Origin of the sequence: Thalassospira profundimaris (assembly GCF_003326755.1) — a bacterium.
In the GTDB taxonomy this organism is placed as follows: domain Bacteria; phylum Pseudomonadota; class Alphaproteobacteria; order Rhodospirillales; family Thalassospiraceae; genus Thalassospira; species Thalassospira profundimaris_B.
On record NZ_JPWH01000005.1, the window covers coordinates 72,512 to 96,687 of the forward strand.

Genomic DNA, 24,176 nt, shown 5'->3' on the forward strand with positions numbered 1-24,176 from the left:
AGGCCGGTCGCTCTTTTTGGGTGCGACCGGCTTTCTGCTTTGGAGGAATTCTCATGCGTATTGACCGTCGTCATTTCCTGGCAGGCAGCGCCGCGCTGGTCGGCCTGGCCGCAACCGGAACCCTTACCGCCGCGCACGCCGCCGAAAGCCTTAAAATTCGCGACATTTACAAAACCCAGGACGAATTCTCCCAGCGGGCCCGCGACCTTCAGGGCCAAAGAATCGACATTCCCGGTTTTATGGCCCCGCCGCTCAAGGCGGATGCCAATTTCTTTGTCCTGACCAAAATGCCGATGTCGGTTTGCCCGTTTTGCGAAACCAGTGCCGACTGGCCCAACGACATTGTCTTCGTCCGCATGCGCGAAAAACTCGACGCCGTGCGTTTCAACCGTCCCATCCTCGCCAGCGGCATCCTTGAACTGGGTGTCGCCAAAGACGCCGGCACCGGCTTTGTCAGCATGGTGCGGCTGGTTGATGCAACCTTCGAGATCGTCTGACATGGCACAATCTGCATCCGATACCGCAAATTTGGGTAAAGGCTCCAGCCCCGCCCTTGACATCAGCGAACTGTCCCTGCGCTTTCCCCGTCAGGAAACACCCATTCTTTCCCTGCCGCATCTGGCTGTGGCACCGGGCACGATTTTGGGCGTTGCCGGGCCATCGGGCTCTGGCAAGTCATCGCTGCTTTATCTTTTGACCGGGCTGTTAAGGCCCGGCAAAGGCTCCATCCATTGGGGCGAAACCGATATTACCGCCCTGTCCGAAGGCGCGTGCGATGCCTGGCGTCGCAAACATGTCGGTTTCATTTTTCAGGATTTCCATTTGATCGGCGAGCTTTCGCCGCTGGAAAATGTGCTACTTCCGGCCGGGTTTCATGGCTGGCGCGTCCCGGTCGATTTGCGTAAACGCGCGGCTGACCTGCTGAACCTTGTTGGCGTTCCAACCAATCGCGGCTCCGTAACCGATTTATCCCGTGGCGAACAGCAGCGTGTTGCCATTGCCCGTGCCCTGCTTTTTGATCCGCCCATTTTGCTGGCCGACGAACCCACCGCCAGCCTTGACAGGGACGCGGCGGAAAACTGCGCCGATATTCTGTTTGCCAATGCACGCGACAATCACCGCACCCTGATCATCGTCAGCCACGACCATACCGTCATTGATCGCTGCCCGCGTGTCCTGCATTTCGACAAGGGTCAGCTTCTGACTGAAAACGAGGCCGCATGAACCCGTTTCCGATTGTTTTTGCCAGCCTGCGCCGGCACTGGGTGATGAACCTGCTGTTTGTCCTCCTGATCGCGGTTGCCGTGGCGATTGGTGTGGGCATTACCGCCCAGGAACGTGCCCTGCGCCAGGGCAGCGCCCATGCGGCGGATAAATTCGACATTCTTGTCGCCGCACCTGGCAGCCAGACCGACATTGTCATGAATACGATCTTTCTGCGCCCCTCGGCAGTCAATCTGCTCGAAGGGCCGGTCTGGTCCAAACTGCTTTCCGATGACCGGGTGGATTTTGCCGCCCCGCTGGCCTTTGGCGATTCCTGGCACAATCACAGCATTGTTGGCTCCACAGCGCAATTCGTCGATTATCTTTCCGGCGGCCTGAAAGATGGCACCATGTTTGCCGATCACGAAGAAGCCGTGATCGGCGTTGCCGTGCCGCTGGAAATTGGCGACAGCTTTGAACCCGCCCACGGGCATGGTATCGAGGCCGAAGAACACCATCATCACGGCGTTAACATCAAGGTTGTTGGCCGGATGAAAGCCACGGGAACCCCCTGGGACAGTGCCATTGTCGTGCCTGTTGAACAGGTATGGGAGGTTCATTCCCTTGGAACCGGCCATGCCGACGATGAAGACCATGAGCATAATGAAGATCACGACGACGACCATGCCCATGATGAGCATGATCATGAGCATGATCACCACCATGATAACGGTGCCAGTGCAGCCGCTGCTCAGGATCATGACCATGATGAAGACCACGGTGCCGCACATCATGATGAACACGGCGGTGAACACGATCACGCGCCCGGTGAGGCACATGATCATGATGACGAAGATCACCCCGACCATGCAGTAAAACTCGGCCCGCCGTTCGATGGGGTAGACCTGCCCGGGGTTCCGGCAATGGTGGTGCATCCCAAAACCGTGGCCGGCGCCTATAGCCTGCGCTCAAGCTACCGTACCGATCACAGCATGGCCTTTTTCCCCGCCGAAGTGCTGGTTGAAATGTATGAAATGCTTGGCAATGCCAGTAGCGTTATGCGCTGGATGGCGCTGGGCACCCAGGCGCTGGTGGTGGCCGCCATTTTGGCCGCCGTTCTGGCATTGATGCAAATATACCGCAAACAGTTTGCCGTTCTGCGGGCTTTGGGGGCACCGAAATCCTATATTTTCGGCGCGATCTGGCTTTATGTCGCAACGCTTGTGGTATTTGGGGCTGCCATTGGCCTTGGTTTGGGCTGGGCGGTGGCACAGGCGGTATCGCAGGCCTTTACCGCCGAAACCGGCATGGCCATGCGTGCCACCATCGCCGCCCCGGAACTGACCCTGGCGGCGGGCTTCATCCTGATCGGCTTTGCCCTGGCCCTGGTGCCCGCCTTCATGCTCTATCGCAAACCGGTGGTCGATGCGCTCCGCGGCAGTTAAGTTACCGGCGCACAACAATTAACCATTAAAAAAAGAAAGGACCGGCATTCAACCCGGTCCTTTTTGCTTTTCATACCAGCCAGCAGTCTTAACTTACCGGGCGATAGGCATGGTCGTTCCGCAATGACGGCACCATCGCGCGGACTTCGTTAACACGCTCCAGGTCAATCTCGGCAGTGATGAATCCCGGTTCGGCCCCACCATCGGCCAGGACCACGCCCCACGGGTCAATAATCAGGGAATGGCCGAATGTTTGCCGGTCACCGGGATGATCGCCACACTGGGCGGCGGCAATGACAAAACAGCCGGTTTCAATCGCACGGGCGCGCAACAGCGTATGCCAGTGCGCCTGCCCGGTGGTGCGGGTAAAGGCGGCAGGGACAGTCAAAATTTCGGCCCCGGCCTTGGCATAATCGCGAAACAAATGCGGAAAACGCACATCATAACAAATGGCAAGGCCGATTTTGGCCTGTTTGGTCTCCACCAGCCGGGCAGCATCGCCGGGGCGGAAGGTTTTGCTTTCGCGATACGATTCCCCATTGGCAAGGTCCACATCAAACATGTGGATTTTATCGTAAGACGTCATCACCTGCCCGTCCAGGCCAATCACATAACAGCGGTTGGCAACCCGGTCCTCGCCCGGCACGCTCACATGCAAAGACCCGACAACCAGCGTGCTTTCAAGCTCGGCGGCCAGATCCCTGAAAAACGCCAGCGCCGGGTGGGCATCTTCGGCAAAGGCCGCGGCACGCACCTTCTCACCGCCAAAGGACATCATCGACACATTTTCGGGAAAGCTGATCAGGCGCGCACCGGCAGCATGGGCATCGCGGGCATAAATTGCGGCCCGCGCCAGATTGTCCTCCATGTTATCGCGGCTATTTACCTGCACACAGGCAGCAATAAAACGTGTCATGGTCGTTTCTCCTTTTTCGGCCAGCCGAAGCGACATTGAAGTGACATTGTTGTTTCAGGTTATGTCGCCAATGGGGCCGGTGAAAGGCAAAAAACAAAAAGGGCGGCCCGCCCGATGCGAAACCGCCCTTTTTTAGGTAAACCGTGCCGGACAATCAGGCCGAAAGCAGCGGGTCCAGCCCACCCTTGGCATTCAGCGCCATCAATTCGTCGCAGCCACCGATATGGTCGCCATCAATAAAGATCTGCGGCACACTGGTCCGGCCACCGGCACGGTCCATCATTTCCTTTTTACGGCGCGGTTCCATCATCACGTCGATAACTTCATAAGTCGCATTCTTCTCGTCCAGAAGCTTGCGGGCGCGCTTGCAATAGGGGCACCAATCGGTGGCATAAACTTCAACTTTTGCCATGTCTTCACTATCCTTCTCTTGCGGGTTCCTGACCCGAAAAATCGCATTGTTACAGGCTATATAACAGATAATTTTGAATTCGTCAGCGTTTGACCCGTGCAATTGTGACCAGGTCTACCTGCATGGCTCCGGCACGTTTTAACGCCCGGGCACAGGCCGCCGCCGTGGCCCCGGTGGTTAAAACATCGTCCACCAACACCACCTTTGCCCCATCCAGGCGATAGTGCGTTGCCCGCCGGTCCGATACCGCAAAGGCCCCCTGCACCTCGCGCTGGCGCGATGCCCGGCCCAACCCCGCCAGGCTGCGGGTTTTGCGTTTGCGCGTGATCAAATCCGGCGCAAAGGCTATGCCGGTCTGGCGCGACAGGGCCGCCGCCAGCAGGCCCGACTGGTTATAACGCCGCATCAATAAACGGCTGCGATGCAACGGCACCGGCACCAAAAGGCTGGCATTTTCCCAGTAATCCTGCCCGGCCTGCCACATCCAGCGCGCCAGAAGCGGGGTTAAATCGGTGCGGTCGCCATGTTTGTAGCGTAAAATATAGTCCCGGCTGCCATCATCATAAATCAGGGCCGCCCGTGCACGGTCATAAGGCGGAATATGGCGCAGGCACGGGCCACACAAAACACCCTTGCCGTAATCAACCCCGTTAAAGTGTTGACTGCGTGCCTTTGTGGCTCCCCCAAATATGTCGGCATGATGATTTAGATCCGATTCTTCATCATTATCTTCGTAATCCGGCGACAGCATTTCAGGCGGCATCAATTCAAAAGGATAGCCACAACAGGCACAAAAAGGCGCGGCGACAAAATGCAGGGCCGACCAGCAATCGGCACACAGGGCATGGGGTACATCGCCAATTGCGCCGCATCCTCCACAGCGCGCCGGAAGCAACCCGCGCAAAACCGCCTGCCAGGCAACCAGACCAAGCCGCCGTAACACGCGATCATCCACTTTGCCTGTCGTGATCTTTCCCAAAATGCGACCCGCCCCGTATCTATGTGCCCTATGTTTCGCACATCCTTACCGATCCAGTTAAGCACGGGTGATAACGCATCACAATTATGCGTATTGGCGTACGGCCGGTGTTTCGCGCAAACGTTCGGTGGCAAAATCAATAAAAGCGCGCACCTTGGCTGCCGCGTGGCGCCCCTCAGGATAAACCAGATGGATCGACATCGGTTTTTCCTCATAGTCTGTTAATACCGTTTCAAATTTCCCGGCTTCTATTGCCGGGCTCACCTGATAAGACAGCAACCGCGCAATGCCCCATCCCTCTATCGCGCTTTGCAGGGCGGCATCGGTGGCGTTGGTCAACAGGCTGGGCGGTGACCTGATCCGTCATCGCTTCGCTCTTTATGTGTTGAAAGAGAATTGAACCAAGCAAAAAATGAGCCGCTAACCAACTTTCCTAAAAGAGTAGGAGCGCTCTCTGTCATATAAAACAGATTGAATAAGCGACGGGTCAACTCGATGGGCTTCAGCTTGACACTGATAAGCTTTAATTGAGTGAAGCTGCCCGCCCGCTCAACAAACTCGACGAAATCAAGGAAAACAGATAATCTGCGCCAAGCCTGCCGCACTAGTGCGGAGGAAAAGGAAGAGAAGATAGGGGGCCATGAGATTTGAAACCTAACGAAATTCGATTATCACCCATCGTGCGTTTCAGGATGACGTTCGAGAATGAATTAAATCTAGACAAAAAAGGAGTGTTCGGGCAGGAAACATACGAAAAATATATCGAACGGCATAGGGAGGCTTCTCAGAAACTTGAACACTTCATTCGTATCCTGTGCTTTCAAAACGCTTTACTCTTTCTCGTCCTAAACGGTCAAAATTGGACGCTACCGATCATTGGGGTGCAAATATCTGAAATTCCGTCAATCCAAGAAATACTTTTATTCAGCGCCTCGATGGCGTTTTATTTTATGTGCACATATTTCGTAACATACCAGTGTTATGATGCCATTATTGAACAGTTCGGGAATCGTATCGTTAATAGCAATCTGATCGACCCTGACTTCTTCAACGCTTCTCGCAAACACTACGATTTTTTCTTGAAACTATATCGACCCAAGTTAAACATATGGGGAGAAGATCTTTATCAGCATACAAGAGGGTTCAGTATCTTTTCTCGACTCATGAATATAATCATGGGTGCTGTTATTTTAATTTTTCCCATTACACATTTAGCCTTGATAGGTTCGGCGTCATGGCAAGTCTACAATTCAGACTGGAGTATTTACGCAAAGTGGCTCCTGTTACTTGCGACGGCCATCATAAATTTTGGTGGAATAGCTTTGCTTTTCGGAATTAACAAGGATTTCACGTTCAAAACAATAGAGCTACAGCCTGATGATGAATCCCTCGAAGAAAAATAGCGATAATCCCGAATAGCACCATGAGAACTGGTTCGGCCTGATAGGAGCGAAGCTTAAGATCAATTAACAAGAGCTTCGGCTTGTTTGCTTCTTTTGCGCGGAACTGATCGATACGATCGGAACAGCCCTCTAGCTCATCCTGGCCTGCTTTTAACATGTCGACCTTCACAACCAGGCAAAGTGTGGCGAGCGTCGTCATTATGCCACCAACTTCCTGACGAACCTCACCGACGGCCCGATCATAGACGTAATCGACAAACTTATGAGCTTCTCGGCTCTGAAGTCCACCCACAGTCATGCAGGCGACGTATGACGGCCTGCGCGATAAAAACATTGTCGACAACCGCATACATGCCGAGGCCTTTGGCCCTGCCAGCCTGAAACGCAGCCGGGATGAATAACACAGCCCAGGATAGCCAAATGGCCCGCCAGCCGGTTGAGGTCGAGTTTGCCAAAGGCGGCAAAACCGCCACCTGGAACCCCAACACTGCGCCATCCCTGCTGGAACTGGCCGAAGAAACCAGTCTAACCCCTGAATTTGGCTGTCGCAATGGCAGTTGCGACACCTGCCAGGTGAATATCCTGCAAGGAAAGGTCACTTATGAAAAACTGCCTTCCGCATCGCCAGAGGCAGGAACGGCCCTGCTATGCTGTGCACGTCCAGCTGCAGCGGATGAGGGTAAAAACAGCCAAGAGCAGACACCGCTGATCCTTGATGTCTAAGCCTACCAATTGTTATTCATATACGTATCACATTTGATACAATTTTGAATAATAGGCCGTCACTTCCCTGCCGCCCAAACGGGTTGGCAGGGCAAGCATGACGGGATGATCATTGCACCAATAGGCGGGCCGGTCTATTTAAGGGGCCAACATGGAAATTCCCGCATAACGGAGCCCGCAATGAGCGATCCGATCACGGTGTTTGACCGCCGTCTTTTGAAGCTGCGCCGCGACCGCGCGGCAACACGGTCACAGGATTACAACTTTCTGTTTGCCGAAACGGCCGAACGGCTGGCAGACCGGCTCGATGATACCACACGCAAATTCCCCATCGCGCTCGACCTTGGCTGCCATAGTGGCGAGTTGGGCCAGATTGTCGGCAAACGCGGCGGCATTGAAACACTGTTTCAGTCCGACATTTCATTTAAATATGCCCGCAATGCACAAAATGCCCGGCCCAAACGCCCTACCCTGGTCGCGGACGAGGAATTTTTGCCCTTTGCGCATGGGTCACTGGATCTGATTTTATCGAACCTGTCGCTGCATTGGGTCAATGATTTGCCCGGCATGCTGTTACAGGCGCGACAGGCCTTAAAACCCGACGGGTTCTTTTTGGCATCCCTGTTGGGGGGCGAAACCCTGAAGGATTTGCGCGAGGCCCTGATGACCGCCGAGGCCGAAGAAGAAGGCGGCGTTTCGCCCCGCATTTCGCCCTTCATTGACGTGCGCGATGCCGGGGCGCTGCTTCAGCGTAGCGGCTTTGCCCTGCCGGTTGTCGATATTGATGAAATCACGGTGGATTACCCCGACGCCCTGAAACTGATGCGCGATCTTTCGGGTATGGGCGAAAGCAACCTGATTTTAAAACGCAGCAAAAAATTTACCAGGGCATCAACCCTGGCCCGCGCCGCCGCCATTTACCACGAACGCCACGCCCGCCCCGATGGCCGCATCAATGCCACCTTTCAGGTGGTTTACCTAACGGCCTGGGCCCCGGATGAAAGCCAGCCCAAACCACTGCGGCGCGGTAGCGGCCAGGTCAGTCTGGTGGATTTTCTGGGTGATGACGCACCGAAACAATAACATCACGGGGCACGACAGATGGACCTTCCAAAGCCACTTGCTCACGGCAAACTGATCAAACGATACAAACGTTTTCTGGCCGACATTGAACTTGATACCGGCGAAATCGTGACTGCACATTGCGCCAACCCGGGGGCCATGACCGGCCTTAAGGATGCGGGCATTTCAGTGTGGCTTTCCACATCGGACAATCCCAAACGCAAACTCAAACACAGTTGGGAATTATGCCAGGTGGGCGATGCAATGGTGGGCATCAATACCGCCCACCCCAATGCCATTGTCGAAGAAGCGATTTTGACCGGCAAAATCCCTGAACTGGCAGGCTATGAAACCCTGAAACGCGAGGTCAAATACGGCCAGAATTCGCGCATCGATATTTTGCTGTCCGACCCGCACAAGGGGCTTTGTTATGTCGAGGTGAAAAATGTGCATCTCAAACGCGATGACGATATACCCGGCCTTGCCGAATTCCCCGATGCTGTGACCAAGCGCGGGGCCAAGCACCTTGATGAAATGGCGGACATGGTCGCCCAGGGCCACCGCGCGGTGATGTTTTATCTGATCCAGCGCACCGATTGCGCCGCCTTCACCCTGGCCTCCGACATTGACCCGCATTATGCTGCACGTTTTGCCAGTGCCACCCAAAACGGCGTTGAAGCCATCGCCTATGACTGCGAGATCAGCACCACATCGGTCACGGTGCGTCACAAACTGCCGATAAAGCCTTAACGCTTGATCCGGGCTTCCTCCAGGCTGGCAACCAGGTCACTAAACCTGTCCCCCTGAACTTTGACATGGGCCAGCAAAGACGCCCGTGTGGCGTCCGCATCGCCACTTAAGATGCCGGTCACAATGGCCTCATGCTCCAGAAGGGATGCCTTCATCCGGTTGCGCACCCGCAACTGAAGCCGCCGATATGGCCGGAGGCGCCGGTGTAACAGCGCGCATTGCTCGTTTAAAAAGCTGTTCTGGCTGGCGGCATAAATCGCGTGGTGAAAGGCTTCGTTTTCATAATAATACGCGTCGGGATCCTCGTTTTCAGCCGCTTCACGACACTGCGCGTGGGCACTCAGGATAATATCCTTATCCTCCTGTGTATGGCGACGGGCAGCGGCGGCCCCGGCCATACCTTCCAGTTCGGCCATGACCTCGAACATCTCGAACACATATTTGGGGCCATAATCGGCAACAACCGCCCCCCGGCGCGGGCGAAATTCGATCAGGCCAATCGCGCTTAACTGCATCAAAGCTTCACGGATCGGGGTGCGCGAAACGCCAAACCGTGTCGCCAATTGTGTTTCATCAAGCCGTTCGCCCGGCGCAAATTCCCCCGTCAAAATCCCGTTTTCAATTTCATCTCTAAGCGTGTGGCATGTATTTCCCATTCACCGACCCTCGGCATACGTATCATTATTTCTTGTATACAAGATTGTTGACTCCGCACACAAAACAACAAATCATCGGAAGTCCCAACAAATAATTCAATCATAAAGGGAGGAACCAATGTCAAAAAAAATAGTCCTGTCGGCATTTCTTGCGCTGGGTGCCGTCAATATTGCGACACCCGGCGATGCAATGGCCCGCGTGACCGGCTTTGACATCACATCAAAAAGCACCGCCTTTGAAGGCATGCCATTTCCCAAAATCGGCACCTATGACCGTATTGATGCCACGGCAACTTTTGCCATCGATCCCAAATCACCGCGAGTTGCCAATATTGTCGATATTGACAAGGTGCCGCTGAATGACAAAGGCGAAATCGTCTTTTCGACCGAAGTGTCCATTCTTCAGCCCACCGATGCCGCCCAAAAATCCGGCCTGCTGTTTTACGAAGTCCCCAATCGGGGCCGCAACCTTAGCTTTATGATGCTCAACCGCTCTGGTTCGTCCGATATTCCGAACAAAGCAGGCGATTCCGGCGACGGTTTTTTGATGCTGCGCGGCGATACGGTGGTTTGGTCCGGCTGGCAAAGCGACTTGCCCGCATCGGCCATCAATTTGAACCTGCCGGTTCTAAGGGACATTACCGGCCCCGCGCGCGAGCAGTTCATCTTTGACAAACAGGGCACAAGCGGCAAAGGCACGCTGACCTATCCCGCCGCCGACATGGACCCAGCAAAGGCCACCCTGACTGTCCGGCAAAACGAAAATGACCCGCGGACAACACCTGCCGGTCTGTCCTTCAAATATATCAGCCCCACCGAAATTGAAATTACCCGCCCGGCAAGCATGGATGCCGGGGCGATTTACGATTTTGTCTATCCGGCGAAAAACCCGGTGCCACAAGGCCTGGCCTTTGTGGCGACCCGCGATATGATGTCGTTCCTGCGCGGCAATCCCGGCCATGATGCCAAAGACCCGCTTACGGGCATTACGCACACACTGGGCCTTGGCATTTCGCAATCAGGCCGTTTTTTGCGTGATTTCATCTATCAGGGGTTTAATGAAGATGAAACCGGGGCCAAAGTTTTTGATGGCGCCATGCCCCACATTGCCGGGTCACGCAAAACCTTTACCAATTACCGCTTTGCCCAGCCGGGCCGTTATTCACGCCAGCATGAAGACCATGATTATCCCGGCGACCAGTTTCCCTTTACCTATGCCCAAACCACCGACCCGCTAACGGGGAAAACCGATTCCATCCTGGATGCCTGCAACAAAACCAATACCTGCCCGAAAATCATGCACAGCGATACCTCGACGGAATTCTGGCAGGCCCGGGCCGCCCTGGTATCAACCTCGCCCACGGGTGAACCGCTGACCATGCCGGAAAATGTCCGGCTGTATTTCCTTGAAGGTGCCCCGCATTTCAATAGCTGGGCGACGGAATCAAAAATGGATCCGGTCTGTCGTTATCCCACCAATCCACTCAGTGTCGCGCCCATCATGCGGGCCCTGTATAACGATATGGTGGACTGGATCACGACCGGCAAAACACCGCCCGCCAGCCGCTATCCCAGCCTTGCCGATGGCAGCCTGATCCCGCTGGCCGATTTCAAAATGCCCAAACTGGGCAATACCGCCCCGGTCCCGGCCTATAACCTGTTGCAGGTGATGGATCATTCCGTGGTGCCGCCCAAACGCGGGGCTGCCTACCCGGCCTATGTGCCGCCGGTTGATGCCAATGGCAACCCGACCGGCGGGGTGGCCCTGCCCTATGTTGCGGCCCCCTTGGGCACCTATGCGGGCTGGAACCTGCGCAATGATGGCTATGCACCCGGTGAATTATGCAGCCTGACCGGCCTGTTTGTGCCCTTTGAAAACAATGCATCGGGCGATGGTCGCAAAAGCATGGGGCAGCATTACGCAAGCAAGGCGGATTATTTGCAGGATGTGCGTACCGCCTCTGAAAATCTCGTCAGCCAGGGCCTGATGCTGCGTGGCGACATCGATTATGTAATGGAAAAAGCCAGGGCCCAAAGCAGCAGTCTTGCCAAATAACCAAAACTGAAAACACACATCCTGTGAAAGCCCGTCAATTTGGCGGGCTTTCTTTATGGGCAAAGCGGACATTCAACATGCCAGATATGATTCAGAACAAAACCGGGCGGCAATGATTGCGGCATAATCGGTCCGTTCTGGCGTGGCACTGCCGCCCAATCCTTGCTTATTGGACGGACAACGATTATTTCAGTAGGCTGCAAAACAAATTGATGAAAATGGGCTGCGCCCATAAGGACCGCCAACACAAGGAGAATTCGGTTGGCAAACGGAAAAGTTAAAATTCACGGCCCCGAAGCCTTTGAGGGGATGCGCGCCGCTGGCAGGCTGGCTGCGGAAGTTCTGGATTTCATTACCCCCTATGTCGTGCCGGGTGTCACCACCGGCAAGCTCGATGATCTGTGCGACCAGTATATTCGCGATCACGGTGCGGTTTCGGCCTGCCTGGGCTATCGCGGATTTCCCAAATCCACCTGCACATCCATCAACCATGTGGTGTGCCACGGCATCCCGGGCGATAAAAAACTGCAAAATGGCGACATCATGAATATTGATGTCACCGTCATTCTGGATGGCTGGTATGGCGATACAAGTCGCATGTATATCGCAGGAACGCCCAAGGTGATGGCGCAACGCCTTGTAGATGTGACATACGAGGCCCTGTGGCGCGGCATTAACGCGGTCAAGCCGGGGGCAACGCTGGGCGATATTGGTCACGCCATTCAATCCTATGCGGAATCCGAACGCTTTTCGGTGGTGCGCGATTTTTGCGGGCATGGTCTGGGCCAGGTATTCCACGATGCGCCAAATATCCTGCATTACGGCAAGCCGGGTCAGGGGCTGGTGCTGGAACCGGGCATGATCTTTACCATCGAACCCATGATCAACCAGGGCACCTATGAATGCAAGGTGCTGTCCGATGGCTGGACGGCGGTAACGCGGGACCGTAAACTTTCCGCCCAGTTTGAACATTCGCTGGGTGTAACGGATGATGGCTTTGAAATTTTCACCCGTTCCCCGGCCGGGCTGGAAAAACCGCCTTACGAAATCAGCAACGCGGCCGAATAAACCGGCGCGGTGATTGATCCCTCGCAAAAGGGCAGACCGGACGATGTGCGGCCTGCCCTTTTTTCATGATGGAATGGCCCGTTATTCAGCCGCGAGTGTAACCTTCGGGGCCTCGTTAACCAGAATACGCCAACGTCCATCGACACGGCGAAACCGCATTTCGCGATATTTGAACAGATAAACCAGCGCGACCAGCGCTGCCGCAATGCCCGAAACCGCAGCAACCCCCAGCGCCCAGCGCGGCCCGTAATGGTCCGCCACCCAGCCCACAATCGGCGCGCCAATCGGCGTTCCGCCCATAACAATTGCCATGCGAATGGCCATCACCCGCCCGCGCATCATCGGATCGGTTGAAAGCTGGATCAGGGAATTGCTGGAACTTAAAAACACCAGTGTCGCCATGCCAATAATCACCAGCGATGCCCCAAACAGGCCATAGCTGGGCATGACAGCGGCAAGAATGCAGGCCAGGCCAAAAACCAGCGTCCCATAGAACAACAGGCCAATTTGCGGTGCGGCCCGCTGGGCGGAAAACAACGCCCCCATCACCGTGCCCACCGCCATCAGCGAGGATAACATGCCAAATTGCCCGGCACCGGAATGAAAGACCGTCACTGCCATTGTCGAAATAAAGATCGGGAAATTCATGCCAAAGGTGCCGATCAAAAACAGCATCAGCAAAATCGCAATCAGATCAGGCCGCCCGGCAACATACCGAAAACCACCCGCCAGATTGCCCCGCCCGCGCAGGGGGCGGCGGGTGACATTTAAGTCTTCCCGACGGATCAGAGCCAGCGATGTCAGCACCCCGGCAAAGGAGGCAGCATTGAGCAAAAACACCCAGCCGGTCCCCACAACCGCAATCAACACCCCGGCCACCGCCGGACCGATCATGCGGGCGGCATTAAAGGACGTGGAATTCAGCGCAATGGCATTGGACAGGAAGCTTTCGGGCACCAGATCGGACACAAAGGTTTGCCGGGCGGGCGCATCGAACGCCGCCACACAGCCCAGCAAAAAGGCAAACACATAAACATGCCAAAGCTCAATCAGGCCGGTAATGGTCAGCAGGCCAAGCCCCAGCCCCAAAAGCCCCATCAGGAACTGTGTGACCATCAGCAATTTGCGCCGGTCAAAATAGTCGGCAGCAAACCCGGTAAAGGGCAACATCAAAAGCTGCGGGCCAAATTGCAGCCCCATGACGATCCCGACCGCGGTTGAATTATGGTCGGTCAGCTCGGTCAGGACAATCCAGTCCTGGGCGGTGCGCTGCATCCAGGTGCCGGTATTGGACACAAGCGAGCCAGATGCCCACACCCGGTAATTATACACCGCCAGCGAGCGGAAGGTTCCGCGCATCGGATTTTTCATTTTACATCCCCCCATAATCGGGCGGAGTAATGATTGGCCCGGAATTTCCGGCACCATTTTTCGGGAAGTGTCATTTCCGGCCTCCTTCCTGTTCCAGGCAGGCCAGAATTTCATCGGTTGTGCCAGTTTCGCCCAGGCGCGGGAAAATGCGCGTCACACTGTTCACATGGGCGTCCATGCTCATATCCGTCATCGCATCGGTTGCCAGGGTGACGTTAAAGCCAAGCTCGTGCGCCTGGCGAGCGGTGGATTCCACACCAATACTGGTGGCGATACCGCACACAACCACCTGTGATATCCCCTGCCCGGTCAAATAATCGCCAAGGCCGGTGCCGGTAAAGGCCCCCCAGCTTTTCTTGGTCACTTTATGGTCGGTCGGGCTGGAATCCAGTTCCGCGGCCAAATCCGCCCATCCGGGCGGAAAATCCTCGCTGCGCGGCGGCTGTTCGTTCCGGCCCGGTGCGACCCCTGCCACATTGACCAACACCACCGGCAATTTGCGCGCCCGAAATTCATTTGCCAGCTTCACCGACTTTGCCAGCACATCATCGGCAGAATGGGCCAGTGGATAAGCCAGAATACCCTTTTGCAAATCAATCACGATCAGGGCGGTTTTGGGGTCAAGGACGGTAACAGACATGGGGCGCAATCCTTTTTGGTTGGGGCGAGATCAAAGGAGGCAAAACGTCACGGAAGGCCGTACAGATGGCGGGAAAGAGACGGCAAGTGACAAGGCAAGGATATGTAGGCGATATGCCAGCAAAGGCAGGCGTTCTCCGGCGGCAGTCCAATATCAAACGCTCAGCGGTCAACATCGACCATGCGTTGCAAAAGGCGGGTGGCCTCCGCCAGGGTTTGTTGCTCCTTTCGTGAAAAATTATCCAGAATGACATGATACAGCCAGTCTTCGCGCAGGGCGCGGCTGGCCTGTATCCATTCCCGGCAGGACGGGGTCAAAGACAACAAAGTCTGGCGGCCATCATTGGGGTCCGGTGCCCCTTCCACCAGCCCGGCCTTGATCAGGGATGTAATATGCGGCCCCATTGACTGCGGGCGCATTCCCTCCGCCCGGGCCAGCACGGTCACGGTGGCGGGGCCATCGGTTTCCAAATGGCGCAGCACGCATTTTTGCGTCCAGTTCAAATCGCCCAAATGCGCCTGTTTGCGCAATTTGCGGCGTAACCGGCCCAGCACAGCATGCAGATCTGTCGCCAGGGCAAGGGCCGTCGGGGACAGCGGATTTTCGGGATTGTCAGGCATGATGGCGCTTTCCAATACAAAGGCAATCTACGAAGTTTACCTTTCTATATGGATGAAAATATCCCAAGGGGCAAAATTGTCAAGCCAGCCCAGAAACTATTTTGAAAGCATTCAAAACACCGCCCGCTCGCCCGGAATATTGCGCCGCAACCATGCAAAAGGGCCAACCGACATATCGCCGACCGGCCCTTTCAAGACATTAAAACAGGGTGGGAATTAAACCTTAGCCCTCATAGGCGCTCACCAACAGCGACGCATTGACCCCGCCAAAACCAAATCCGTTGCATAGCGCATGTTTGATGCTGGCCTCGCGCCCCCTATTGGGCACGAAATCCAGGTCTTCCATACCTTCATCGACATTGTGCAAATTGATGGTGGGCGGCAATATGCCATTGCGAATGGCAAGGGCCGTGAAAATGGCCTCCACGCCGCCCGCAGCCCCCAGCAAATGCCCAATGGCCGATTTGGTGGAGGAAACCGGAATGTTCGGCAGATGGTCGCCAAATACGCGACGCAGCCCCGCCACCTCGGCCTGATCGCCCACCGGGGTGGATGTTGCATGGGCATTGACATAACCAATATCCGACAAATCCCGCTTTGCCATTCTAAGGGCGGCCTGAATGGCGAGCGCACAACCCGATCCATCTTCCGGCCCGGCAGTCAGATGATAGGCATCGGCACTGGTGCCATAACCGGTAATTTCCACCAGCGGCACCGCCCCGCGCGCCAGCGCGTGATCCAGCGATTCCAGCACCATCAAACCGGCCCCCTCGCCCATGACAAAGCCATCCCGGTCACGGTCAAACGGGCGCGAGGCCTCGGCCGGGGCATCGTTGCGGGTGGAAAGCGCGCGTGCAGCCGAAAAACCGCTAATCGATAACGGATCAACGCAGCCCTCGGTGCCACCTGCCAGCACCACATCGGCCTCGCCAGAGCGGATCAGGCGCACACCATCGCCAATCGCCTGCAACCCGGCGGCACAGGCCGTCACGGGTGTGCCAATCGGTCCGCGAAACCCGTAACGGATAGACACATTGCCCGAGGCCATATTCGCCAGAAAGGACGGCACGACAAAGGGCGAAATACGCCCTGGCCCCCGGTCATTCAAAACCGATTCCGCATGGGTAATAACCGGCAGGCCGCCAATACCGGTGCCAATCACGGTGCCGGTGCGGTCCTTTGCTTCCTGATCCAGGTCCTGCCAGCCCGCCTGGGCCAGGGCCTGCTGTGCCGCAGCCAGGGCATAGATCGTAAACAGGTCAACCTTTTTACGATCCTTCTTTGAAATCACATCATCTTCGTTCAGGCCTGCCGGGTCATCGGCATGGCCGGGCACCAAACCGGCAAATTTGGTTAAAAGCTTGCTGCTGTCAAACCGGTGATTGGTCACGACACCGGACTGCCCGGCCACAAGCCGCTGCCAAACGGCATCAAGGCCGCATCCCAGTGGCGTCACCAGGCCCATCCCCGTCACCACAATCCGTTGTGTCATTTTAACCTATCCCTTTAAACATATTGATCAAAACCGTCAGCCAATCGCCGCCATCCGTGATAGCGCCTGTTGCACGGCCTGCCAGTCATTCGCGCCCAGTTCGCCCCGTATTTCGGTTTGGGCCTGTTGCCAGACAGGTAAAATCTGCCGGACTTTTTCTTCACCCTGGGGTGTCAGGGCAAAAACCTGCATTCGGCCCTGCCCGGTTTTATCGGGGGCAATCAGACCCTGACGTTGCAAAACGGCAAGATTACGGGTCATGGCACTGCGTTCCAGATCCATCTGGCGGGCCAGACTGCTGATGGAGTGAAACCCGCCCCCGCCAATGCAAAACAGGAGCGACGCCTGCGTTGATTGCAAACCATACGGCTTTAGCAGCACATTGTAACGCCGTGTGATGGCGCGTGCGGCCTTTCGGCTTTTTAACACCAAACATTCATCATTCAGGGCGTCGGGCAATGCTATTGTCATATCTGGTGATTAACTTGTGTATATACACAAGTCAAATAAAATCACATTTTCCGGTTTTTGCCCGCTGTCCATGCGGTTGCCCACTGGACAGCAAAGACACGGCAACGCAAACTGCACCTGCAACGTCAAATTGCGCGATGACAGGAGCCCGCCGTGAGTGCCCAAAAACCCCGTAAAACCACCGCCGCCTCCATCGATGATGGCAGCCGGGTCTATTTTGATCCCAACGGGGAACTTGCCAGCCTTAGCTCAATCAGCAGTGAAACAACCGCTTCTTTGGGCAACAAGAACCATGCGGAGAGCAAAAAAGCCCCCGCCAGCACCAAAGACCGATCCGATACAAACAACGCCACCCCCGACATATCGCAGGGGCCGGACGGCACCATCAGCACCAGCACCACCACCAACGGGAAAAGTGGCAAAACATCAAAACCCCATTATTTCGGCCATCGCCAGCGGTTGCGCGACCGCTTTTTAAAAGGCGGCAGTGCTGCCCTTGCCGAATATGAAATTCTGGAACTTTTGCTGTGCATGGCAATCCCGCGGGGCGATGTCAAACCGCTGGCAAAATCGCTGATTGACCGGTTTGGCAGTTTGGCTGCCGTATTGGCTGCCAGCCAGGGCGACCTTGCCGCCTGCAAGGGGGTGGGCGATGCCGCCATTGCCGCAATTAAAATTGCCGAGGCCAGTGCACAAATCCTCTCGCGCGAGCGGGCAATGGAACTCCCCATCATCGCATCATGGGAACAATTGATTGATTATTGCCGGGTGCGCCTGGGTCATCGCAATACCGAGGAACTGCATTTGCTGTTTCTGGATCGTAAAAACCGCCTGATTGCCGATGAATGCCACCAGCGCGGCACCGTGGACCATACGCCGGTTTATCCGCGCGAGGTTATCAAACGCGCGCTGGAACTGCATGCCTCGGCCCTTATTCTGGTGCATAATCACCCCAGCGGCGATGCCACACCATCCCGCGGCGACATTGACATGACCCGCAAGATTGTTGATGCTGCCAAGGCGATGGAAATCAATGTGCATGACCACATCATTGTCAGCCGGTCGGGCTATAATTCGTTTAAAACACTGGGGCTGATCTAATGTCCGTCATTGGTCAATTTTCAATTGTCGTGGATGATTATGACGACGCCATCGCCTTTTATTGCCATAAAATCGGATTTGACCTGATTGAAGATACCGATTTGGGGAATGGCAAACGCTGGGTTTTAATTGCGCCGCCGCGCGCGCCCGAAAATGCCACTCGCATTCTGCTCGCCAAAGCCGGCAACTATGCCCAGCGCAACGCAATTGGCAACCAGACAGGTGGACGGGTTGGTTTTTTCCTGATGACGGATGATTTTGAAACAGACCATGCCCGCATGATCGAAAACGGTGTTCGTTTTTTGGAATCCCCGCGCCACGAACCCTATGGCATCGTTGCGGTTTTTGAAGATTTATACGGCAATAAATGGGATTTGTTGCAACCCGCCTAATCCCGAACTTTTAGCATGTTTTGAAAATCCGGGATCATTTCCTGATAAATCGGCAGGGCTGCAGCCCCGCGTGCCGCCGAATAGGTGCTGGCATCGCCAATATGAACCGGCAAATGGGCCCCTGTGGGCGTTGGGCCGTCCACATCCTGCAATTTTGTGACTTTTTGCCACAGGGCGGTCAAAATCGGTTCGGGCAGTAACCCGCCCAATATAATCGCCTGCGGGTTCAACATGCTGGAAATGATTTGAAATGTCGTTGTCAGATGCAAGGCCGCCTGGTCAATCCAGTGCCGTACCGGCGCATCATCGGGCGACAGGGCAGAAAGCCGGGTTAAATTGTGATCCAGCACCAGATCATCGCGGTGGGCGGCGTCAAATTCATCATACAACGCCAATAACGATACATAGCGTTCAAGGCACCCCTGCCGCCCGCAGCCGCATTTGCGGCCATTGACCATGATCGGGATATGGCCAATTTCACCTGCTGCCCCCTGGGCACCACGCACAATGCGCCCATCCAGAAACAGCCCCGCGCCCAAACCATGCCCGATAAAGATGTAAACGAAATTATCCAGTTCCCGGGCCGTGCCATACAGCTTTTCGGAAATCGCCGCCGCATCGGCATCATTTTCAACAAAAACCGGGCAGCCCGCCTTGGCGGTCATGGCGCTGGCAAGGTCAAAATTTTCCCAGCCCGGGGCAATCCCGGTTGGCCCGGCGATACCAACCGGGCCGGGCATGGCAATGCCGATGCCAATATTCCGGTCCGGATCCAGCCCGGATTTGATGATAATGTCCCGGCTGGCTGCCACCAGAAGGTCCACCGTTTTCTCCGGGTCGGGATGGTTGATTTGCAGACTGGATCGCGCACGTTCTTCCCCTAAAAGATCAACCAGAACAGCATCCATTTGCGTCCCGCTTAATTGAAAGCCAATCGCAAAACCGCCCTCGGGGTTTAAGCGATACGGCCGGGCGGGCTGGCCGCGTTTTTGCCGCACCGGCTCCCCGGCCAGCAAAAGCCCGGCCTCCTCCAGCTCGGCCACAAGGTTGGAAACGGCCTGGGCGGACAAATGGGTAATGCGGGTAATGTCGGCCCGCGACAGGCCCGCGCTACGCCGAACCGCATCAAGAATCGCGCGGCGATTATGGCTTTTGGCGTGCAGAAGGTTGGTGCCCAGGACACTTTCTGACGGCTTTTCTTTCATCACCATTGCCTTCCTCCGTTTTCTCCATTATTAATTACATCAAATTGAATTAATAATAAAGCCTGCGATCCAACAGATCACACCTCAATCGTTCCGTATCTCATTTATCAGGGAGATAAGAAGATGAAGATCAAAAATGTTCTTAAGGGCGCTGTTTTCGGCATATTTGCCGTATCGGGTGCCGCCCATGCCGCCCATGTGACCCTGAACGCCCTGTTCATGGCCCAGGCCGCCTATAGCGAAGACGACATCCGCAACATGACAGCCGACTTCAAGGCCGCCAATCCCGGCATTGATGTCAATGTCGAGCTGGTCCCCTACGAAGCCCTGCATGACAAGATTGTTCTGTCACAAAGTGCCAATGGCTATGACGTGGTTCTTTACGACGTGATCTGGCCCGCCGAATTTGCCCAATACAACCTGCTGGAAGACGTCACAAACCGCATCGATGAAAAAACCCGCGAGGCTGTTCTCAAGGGGGCCTGGACCACGGTGGAATATGACGGCAAATATTATGGCATGCCCTGGATTGCCGATACCAAGTTCCTTTTTTACAACAAAGATATGCTAAAAAAGGCCGGTTTTGACACTCCGCCGACCACCTGGGAAGAACTGGCAGCCCAGGCCAAGGCCATCAAGGACAAAGGCATTGTCGATTATCCGCTGGTTTGGTCGTGGTCACAATCCGAAGCCGCCATTTGCGATTACACCACCATTCTATCGGCGATGGGAGGCAAGTTCCTGGATGCCGACGGCAAACCGGCTTTTAACGAAGGCGGCGGCCTGAAGGCCCTGCAATACATGGTTGGCACCCTGGATGACGGCATCACCAACCCCAATTCGCGCGAATATGCCGAAGAAGACGTCCGCCGCGTTTTTTCCAGCGGCCAGGCCGCCTTTGCGCTCAACTGGGGCTATATGTATAACCTGGCAAATGACCCGGCAGAAAGCCAGGTTGCCGGCCATGTTGGCATTGTTCCCGCACCGGGCGAAGCTGGCATTTCACAGGCATCGGCCGTCAACGGGTCGATGGGTCTGGGTATTCCGAGCAAAAGCACGCACAAGGAAGAAGCCTGGAAATACATCAAGTTCCTAACCTCGGAAAAGGTGCAGAACAAATATGCCCGCCTCAGCCTGCCGATCTGGAAGGCATCCTATAGCGACCCCGACGTGATCAAGGGCCAGGAACCGTTTGTCAATGCGGCCAAAACCAGCCTTGCCGTCATGGCCCCGCGCCCGACAATGGCGGCCTATCAGGAAGCCTCGGCTGTTTTGCAGGAAGCCCTGCAAAATGCGATGCTGGGCACAAGTACGCCCGCCGATGCGCTGGATGAAGCTGCCAAAACCATTGCGGACATGCAGTAAACCGTCTGCCGTTCTCTGACCTTCATTCGGAGCCGAAACCAGCGCTATGATTTCCCATCGTAAAACGGTGACGGCGTGGCTATTGCTGACCCCGATGATCGTGATGATCCTTGGGGTCAGCGGATACCCGTTGATCAAAACCATTTATTTCAGCATGACGGGGGCCAAACTGGTCGCCCCGGATTTAACCGATAGCTGGGTCTGGTTTCACAATTATGTGCGGGCTTTGTCTTCGGCCAATTTCCGCGAGGCCATTTGGCACACCACCTATTTTGCCGTCATTTCCGTTGGCGCGGAAGTCGTGATCGGCGTCATGGTGGCCTTGCTGTTAAACGAGGTTTTTGTGGGCCGCACCCTGCTGCGCGCCATGCTTATCCTGCCTTTGGCCCTGCCAACTGTCGTCAATGCCATGATGTGGCGGCTGATTTACAACCCGGATTTCGGGGCGCTGAATGCCCTGCTTGTGCAATTGGGGCTGCTTGATGCCTATCGCTCCTGGCTGGGTGATCCGGCAACGGCATTGGATATGGTGATTATTGCCGATGTCTGGAAAAACTTCCCGCTGGTTGCGCTCATCGCCCTGGCCGCCCTGCAAACCGTCCCCAAGGACTTATACGAGGCCGCAACCCTTGACGGCGCGGGCATGTGGAACCGGTTTTGGCGCATTACGCTGCCCGCCATTATGGGCCCTCTTAGCGTGGCGCTGGTCCTGCGCACGATCGAGGCCTTCAAGGTTTTTGACATTATCTATGTCATGACGCGCGGCGGTCCGGCCAGCAGCACGAAAACCGTCAGTTTTTATGTTTATCAGGAGGCCTTTGCCTATATGCGGGTGGGGTCCGGGGCCTCCTATGCCCTGATCGTGGTGCTGATCAGCGCCTGCCTGATTGCGAGTTACATGTATCTGATCCGCAAACACGGAGAGGCCTGATCATGCCACCATCCCTGGCAAAAAAAATAGCGATTTATCTGGGCGCGGCCCTGCTGGCACTGGTCATTGCCCTGCCCGTCCTATGGCTGTTTATCATGAGCATCAGTTCCTCCACCCACCTGACAACGCTGCCCCTGCAATGGTGGCCCGATAGCCCAACCCTGGAAAATTACCGCAGCCTGCTGATTTATGCGGAAAACAGCCCGTCGCAAAGTTTCCTTTATGCCATCCGCAACAGTATCATCATTGCGCTCGCGGCAACCGGCCTTTCAATTTGCGCGGCCATTCCGGCGGCCTACAGCTTTTCGCGCTTGCCCGGCCCCGGTCGCAAAAACCTGCTATATGCCGTCATCGCCATCTTCATGCTGCCCCCGGTAGCCCTTGTCCTGCCGCTTTATACGGTGATGAGTGCGCTGGGCCTGTTAAATACCCATGTCGCGCTGATTATCGTTTATTGCTCCATCCTGTTGCCCTTTGCGACATGGCTGTTGAAAAGCAATTTCGACACCATCCCCGGCGATCTCGACGAAGCCCCCATCATTGACGGGGCCAATCGGCTACAGGCGATCTGGTATGTGATCCTGCCCATCGCCCGCCCGGCCTTGGGCGCGGCAGTCATGATGTCGGTTCTGCTGTCCTGGGACGAATTTTTCTATGGCCTGTTATTTACCAACGACATCCGTTCCAAAACCATCACGGTCGCCATTGCCGATTTGGCCGCCGGTCGCGTTGCCGATTACGGCCTGATTTCGGCTGCCGGTATTCTGGCCGCCGTGCCACCGGTCGTTTTAGCCTTTTTCATGCAGAAAACCCTGGTTTCCGGGTTGGCCAGTGGCAGTGTTAAGGGATGAATGTCATGCGTAAAACAGCCCAAGCCCTTAAACCCCGCCAGCCCGACCCGGCGCGTGAAATCATTTCAATTGGTACCATCAATGTGGACCAATTACTTGGCCCGGTGGACCATTGGCCCGACCGGGGAACTGAAACCGTCTATCCTGATTACGAAATGCGGGTGGGTGGCGGCGGCGGCATCTTTGGGGCCGCCCTGATGGCCCTGGAGGCCAATCAGCGCATGGTGGTCAATATCGGCGATGATGAAATGGGACAATGGCTGAAATCGCAATTCGGCACACTTGCCGATCACTGGCACCAAAGCAAGGCCGTGACATCCGTGACCATCGGCCTGACCCATTCCGACAAGGAACGCACCTTTCTCTCCAACGAGGGGCATAGCTCGCTTTTTGATGCCGATATGGCACGTGAAATGCTGAAACATGCCGAATTAAAAGGTGCCATCGCCCTATTGGTTGGCAACTTCCTGATGCCGCGCCTGGTGCCTGACTGCACCCGCCTGCTTGGCGAACTGCGCGATGCCGGGGCCATCGTCGCCCTTGATACCGCCTGGCCCACCGGCGGCTGGACCGATGCGGTTCAGGACCACCTGCAAAACTGGCTGCCCCTGGTGGACATCCTGTTGATCAACGAGGTCGAGGCCGCCGGATTGCTGGGCATCACAATTGATGATTTTACCGCCAATGTGGATACCCAGATGCGGGCCATCAGCCCCAAACTGGCCCCCGATGGCATTGTCGTTGTCAAACGCGGTAGCCAGGGGGCCTCGGCATGCCAAAACGACCATGTGCTGCATGCAGCACCCGCTGCAAAAATCAATGTCATTGATACCGTTGGTGCAGGTGACTGTTTCAATGCCGGCTTCCTGCTGGCCTTTCAGCGTGGCGTTGAACTGGCAAACTGCCTGCATGTCGGCATCGAGGTGGCGGGCAAAGCCATTGCCAGCCATCCGCGCCGTTATGCTGCCTTGCATGATTTAAACAGCCGCATTCGGGCGTTGCTTGAACAGCCCCATCCCACCCCATCCGATCAAATCACTTTCGATCAAGTGGAGAACGCCTGA

General features: G+C 55.7%; 27 protein-coding genes. 15 read left to right on the plus strand and 12 right to left on the minus strand.

Translation table 11 applies throughout. The features are described from left to right. Positions 1-53 precede the first annotated feature (53 nt). Genes TH25_RS07650 through TH25_RS07660 form a run of 3 tightly spaced genes read left to right on the plus strand, consistent with a single transcriptional unit; the run spans position 54 to position 2,648 of the window. Positions 54-497 carry a twin-arginine translocation signal domain-containing protein gene (locus tag TH25_RS07650; RefSeq protein WP_114087840.1) on the plus strand — a complete coding sequence of 148 codons (444 nt, stop codon included), beginning with the start codon at positions 54-56 and terminating at the stop codon, positions 495-497. A gap of 1 nt (position 498) precedes the next feature. After that, positions 499-1,224: an ABC transporter ATP-binding protein gene (locus tag TH25_RS07655; RefSeq protein ID WP_220151366.1), complete on the plus strand. Its 726-nt coding sequence runs from the start codon at positions 499-501 to the stop codon at positions 1,222-1,224. Next, positions 1,221-2,648 carry an ABC transporter permease gene (locus TH25_RS07660; RefSeq protein ID WP_114087841.1) on the plus strand — a complete coding sequence of 476 codons (1,428 nt, stop codon included), beginning with the start codon at positions 1,221-1,223 and terminating at the stop codon, positions 2,646-2,648. The genes TH25_RS07655 and TH25_RS07660 overlap by 4 nt, the downstream gene beginning before the upstream one ends. A gap of 88 nt (positions 2,649-2,736) precedes the next feature. On the opposite strand, the gene TH25_RS07665 is transcribed toward TH25_RS07660, so the two are convergent. The 5 genes from TH25_RS07665 to TH25_RS24730 form a co-directional block, all read right to left on the minus strand. Beyond that, the gene (locus TH25_RS07665) at positions 2,737-3,564 is read right to left on the minus strand and encodes a carbon-nitrogen hydrolase family protein (protein ID WP_114087842.1); all 828 of its coding nucleotides are present in this window, start codon (positions 3,562-3,564) and stop codon (positions 2,737-2,739) included. A gap of 154 nt (positions 3,565-3,718) precedes the next feature. Continuing rightward, a complete protein-coding gene (grxC, locus tag TH25_RS07670) occupies positions 3,719-3,976 on the minus strand; it encodes a glutaredoxin 3 (RefSeq protein ID WP_114087843.1) in 258 nt (85 codons plus the stop codon). A gap of 82 nt (positions 3,977-4,058) precedes the next feature. Further along, positions 4,059-4,955 (minus strand): ComF family protein, encoded by an 897-nt coding sequence (locus tag TH25_RS07675; protein ID WP_258549072.1) that lies wholly within the window; start codon positions 4,953-4,955, stop codon positions 4,059-4,061. Between the two features lie 84 nt (positions 4,956-5,039). Beyond that, positions 5,040-5,315 carry a LysR substrate-binding domain-containing protein gene (locus TH25_RS07680; protein ID WP_114087844.1) on the minus strand — a complete coding sequence of 92 codons (276 nt, stop codon included), beginning with the start codon at positions 5,313-5,315 and terminating at the stop codon, positions 5,040-5,042. A gap of 993 nt (positions 5,316-6,308) precedes the next feature. Beyond that, the gene (locus tag TH25_RS24730) at positions 6,309-6,692 is read right to left on the minus strand and encodes a hypothetical protein (RefSeq protein WP_147252998.1); all 384 of its coding nucleotides are present in this window, start codon (positions 6,690-6,692) and stop codon (positions 6,309-6,311) included. An 86-nt stretch (positions 6,693-6,778) separates the two neighbouring features. Between TH25_RS24730 and TH25_RS07690 the strand changes: the two genes are divergently transcribed. The 3 genes from TH25_RS07690 (at position 6,779) to sfsA (ending at position 8,893) form a co-directional block, all read left to right on the plus strand. Further along, complete coding sequence (locus TH25_RS07690) at positions 6,779-7,081, plus strand: 2Fe-2S iron-sulfur cluster-binding protein (RefSeq protein ID WP_181847472.1); 303 nt, start codon at positions 6,779-6,781, stop codon at positions 7,079-7,081. 180 nt (positions 7,082-7,261) lie between these two features. After that, positions 7,262-8,164, plus strand: a complete 903-nt coding sequence (locus tag TH25_RS07695) for a methyltransferase domain-containing protein (RefSeq protein WP_114087847.1) — start codon at positions 7,262-7,264, stop codon at positions 8,162-8,164. Between the two features lie 18 nt (positions 8,165-8,182). Further along, on the plus strand, positions 8,183-8,893 hold the full coding sequence (gene sfsA / locus TH25_RS07700) for a DNA/RNA nuclease SfsA (protein WP_114087848.1): 711 nt from the start codon (positions 8,183-8,185) through the stop codon (positions 8,891-8,893). Here sfsA and TH25_RS07705 read toward each other — a convergent pair. Continuing rightward, positions 8,890-9,549: a GntR family transcriptional regulator gene (locus TH25_RS07705; protein WP_114087849.1), complete on the minus strand. Its 660-nt coding sequence runs from the start codon at positions 9,547-9,549 to the stop codon at positions 8,890-8,892. The two genes, sfsA and TH25_RS07705, sit on opposite strands and share 4 nt — an antisense overlap. Positions 9,550-9,667: 118 nt before the next feature. Between TH25_RS07705 and TH25_RS07710 the strand changes: the two genes are divergently transcribed. Both TH25_RS07710 and map read left to right on the plus strand, forming a co-directional pair. Next, complete coding sequence (locus TH25_RS07710) at positions 9,668-11,605, plus strand: alpha/beta hydrolase domain-containing protein (protein WP_114087850.1); 1,938 nt, start codon at positions 9,668-9,670, stop codon at positions 11,603-11,605. A 261-nt stretch (positions 11,606-11,866) separates the two neighbouring features. Further along, positions 11,867-12,673 (plus strand): type I methionyl aminopeptidase, encoded by an 807-nt coding sequence (map, locus tag TH25_RS07715; RefSeq protein WP_114087851.1) that lies wholly within the window; start codon positions 11,867-11,869, stop codon positions 12,671-12,673. An 81-nt stretch (positions 12,674-12,754) separates the two neighbouring features. Here map and TH25_RS07720 read toward each other — a convergent pair whose 3' ends face one another. From TH25_RS07720 to TH25_RS07730, 3 genes are all read right to left on the minus strand, one after another. Beyond that, positions 12,755-14,044, minus strand: a complete 1,290-nt coding sequence (locus tag TH25_RS07720) for an MFS transporter (RefSeq protein WP_258549073.1) — start codon at positions 14,042-14,044, stop codon at positions 12,755-12,757. Positions 14,045-14,114: 70 nt separating this feature from the next. Beyond that, positions 14,115-14,684, minus strand: a complete 570-nt coding sequence (locus TH25_RS07725; RefSeq protein WP_114087852.1) for an isochorismatase family protein — start codon at positions 14,682-14,684, stop codon at positions 14,115-14,117. Between the two features lie 161 nt (positions 14,685-14,845). Continuing rightward, positions 14,846-15,304, minus strand: coding sequence for a MarR family winged helix-turn-helix transcriptional regulator (locus TH25_RS07730; RefSeq protein WP_114087853.1), 459 nt, complete (start codon positions 15,302-15,304; stop codon positions 14,846-14,848). Here TH25_RS07730 and TH25_RS07735 point away from each other — a divergent pair. Beyond that, positions 15,303-15,524 carry a hypothetical protein gene (locus TH25_RS07735; protein WP_114087854.1) on the plus strand — a complete coding sequence of 74 codons (222 nt, stop codon included), beginning with the start codon at positions 15,303-15,305 and terminating at the stop codon, positions 15,522-15,524. The two genes, TH25_RS07730 and TH25_RS07735, sit on opposite strands and share 2 nt — an antisense overlap. 3 nt (positions 15,525-15,527) lie before the next feature. Here TH25_RS07735 and fabF read toward each other — a convergent pair whose 3' ends face one another. Together fabF and TH25_RS07745 are read right to left on the minus strand one after the other, a co-directional pair. Further along, positions 15,528-16,796, minus strand: a complete 1,269-nt coding sequence (gene fabF / locus TH25_RS07740) for a beta-ketoacyl-ACP synthase II (RefSeq protein WP_114087855.1) — start codon at positions 16,794-16,796, stop codon at positions 15,528-15,530. A 36-nt stretch (positions 16,797-16,832) separates the two neighbouring features. Beyond that, entirely contained in the window at positions 16,833-17,267 is a 435-nt protein-coding gene (locus TH25_RS07745) for a MarR family winged helix-turn-helix transcriptional regulator (RefSeq protein ID WP_114087856.1), read from the minus strand. 153 nt (positions 17,268-17,420) lie between these two features. Between TH25_RS07745 and radC the strand changes: the two genes are divergently transcribed. Continuing rightward, entirely contained in the window at positions 17,421-18,368 is a 948-nt protein-coding gene (gene radC / locus TH25_RS07750; protein ID WP_258549074.1) for a RadC family protein, read from the plus strand. Continuing rightward, positions 18,368-18,760, plus strand: coding sequence for a VOC family protein (locus TH25_RS07755; protein ID WP_114087857.1), 393 nt, complete (start codon positions 18,368-18,370; stop codon positions 18,758-18,760). Before radC ends, TH25_RS07755 begins: the two co-directional genes overlap by 1 nt. Here TH25_RS07755 and TH25_RS07760 read toward each other — a convergent pair. Continuing rightward, the gene (locus TH25_RS07760) at positions 18,757-19,971 is read right to left on the minus strand and encodes an ROK family transcriptional regulator (protein ID WP_114087858.1); all 1,215 of its coding nucleotides are present in this window, start codon (positions 19,969-19,971) and stop codon (positions 18,757-18,759) included. The genes TH25_RS07755 and TH25_RS07760 overlap by 4 nt on opposite strands. A gap of 117 nt (positions 19,972-20,088) precedes the next feature. Here TH25_RS07760 and TH25_RS07765 point away from each other — a divergent pair, with 117 nt between their 5' ends. From TH25_RS07765 to TH25_RS07780, 4 genes are read left to right on the plus strand one after another with little or no spacing between them, the layout of a single operon-like run. Continuing rightward, the gene (locus TH25_RS07765; protein WP_114087859.1) at positions 20,089-21,330 is read left to right on the plus strand and encodes an extracellular solute-binding protein; all 1,242 of its coding nucleotides are present in this window, start codon (positions 20,089-20,091) and stop codon (positions 21,328-21,330) included. A gap of 46 nt (positions 21,331-21,376) precedes the next feature. Beyond that, positions 21,377-22,261 (plus strand): carbohydrate ABC transporter permease, encoded by an 885-nt coding sequence (locus tag TH25_RS07770; protein WP_114087860.1) that lies wholly within the window; start codon positions 21,377-21,379, stop codon positions 22,259-22,261. Positions 22,262-22,263: 2 nt separating this feature from the next. Next, positions 22,264-23,112 (plus strand): carbohydrate ABC transporter permease, encoded by an 849-nt coding sequence (locus tag TH25_RS07775; RefSeq protein ID WP_114087861.1) that lies wholly within the window; start codon positions 22,264-22,266, stop codon positions 23,110-23,112. A 5-nt stretch (positions 23,113-23,117) separates the two neighbouring features. After that, positions 23,118-24,176, plus strand: a complete 1,059-nt coding sequence (locus TH25_RS07780) for a carbohydrate kinase family protein (protein WP_181847474.1) — start codon at positions 23,118-23,120, stop codon at positions 24,174-24,176.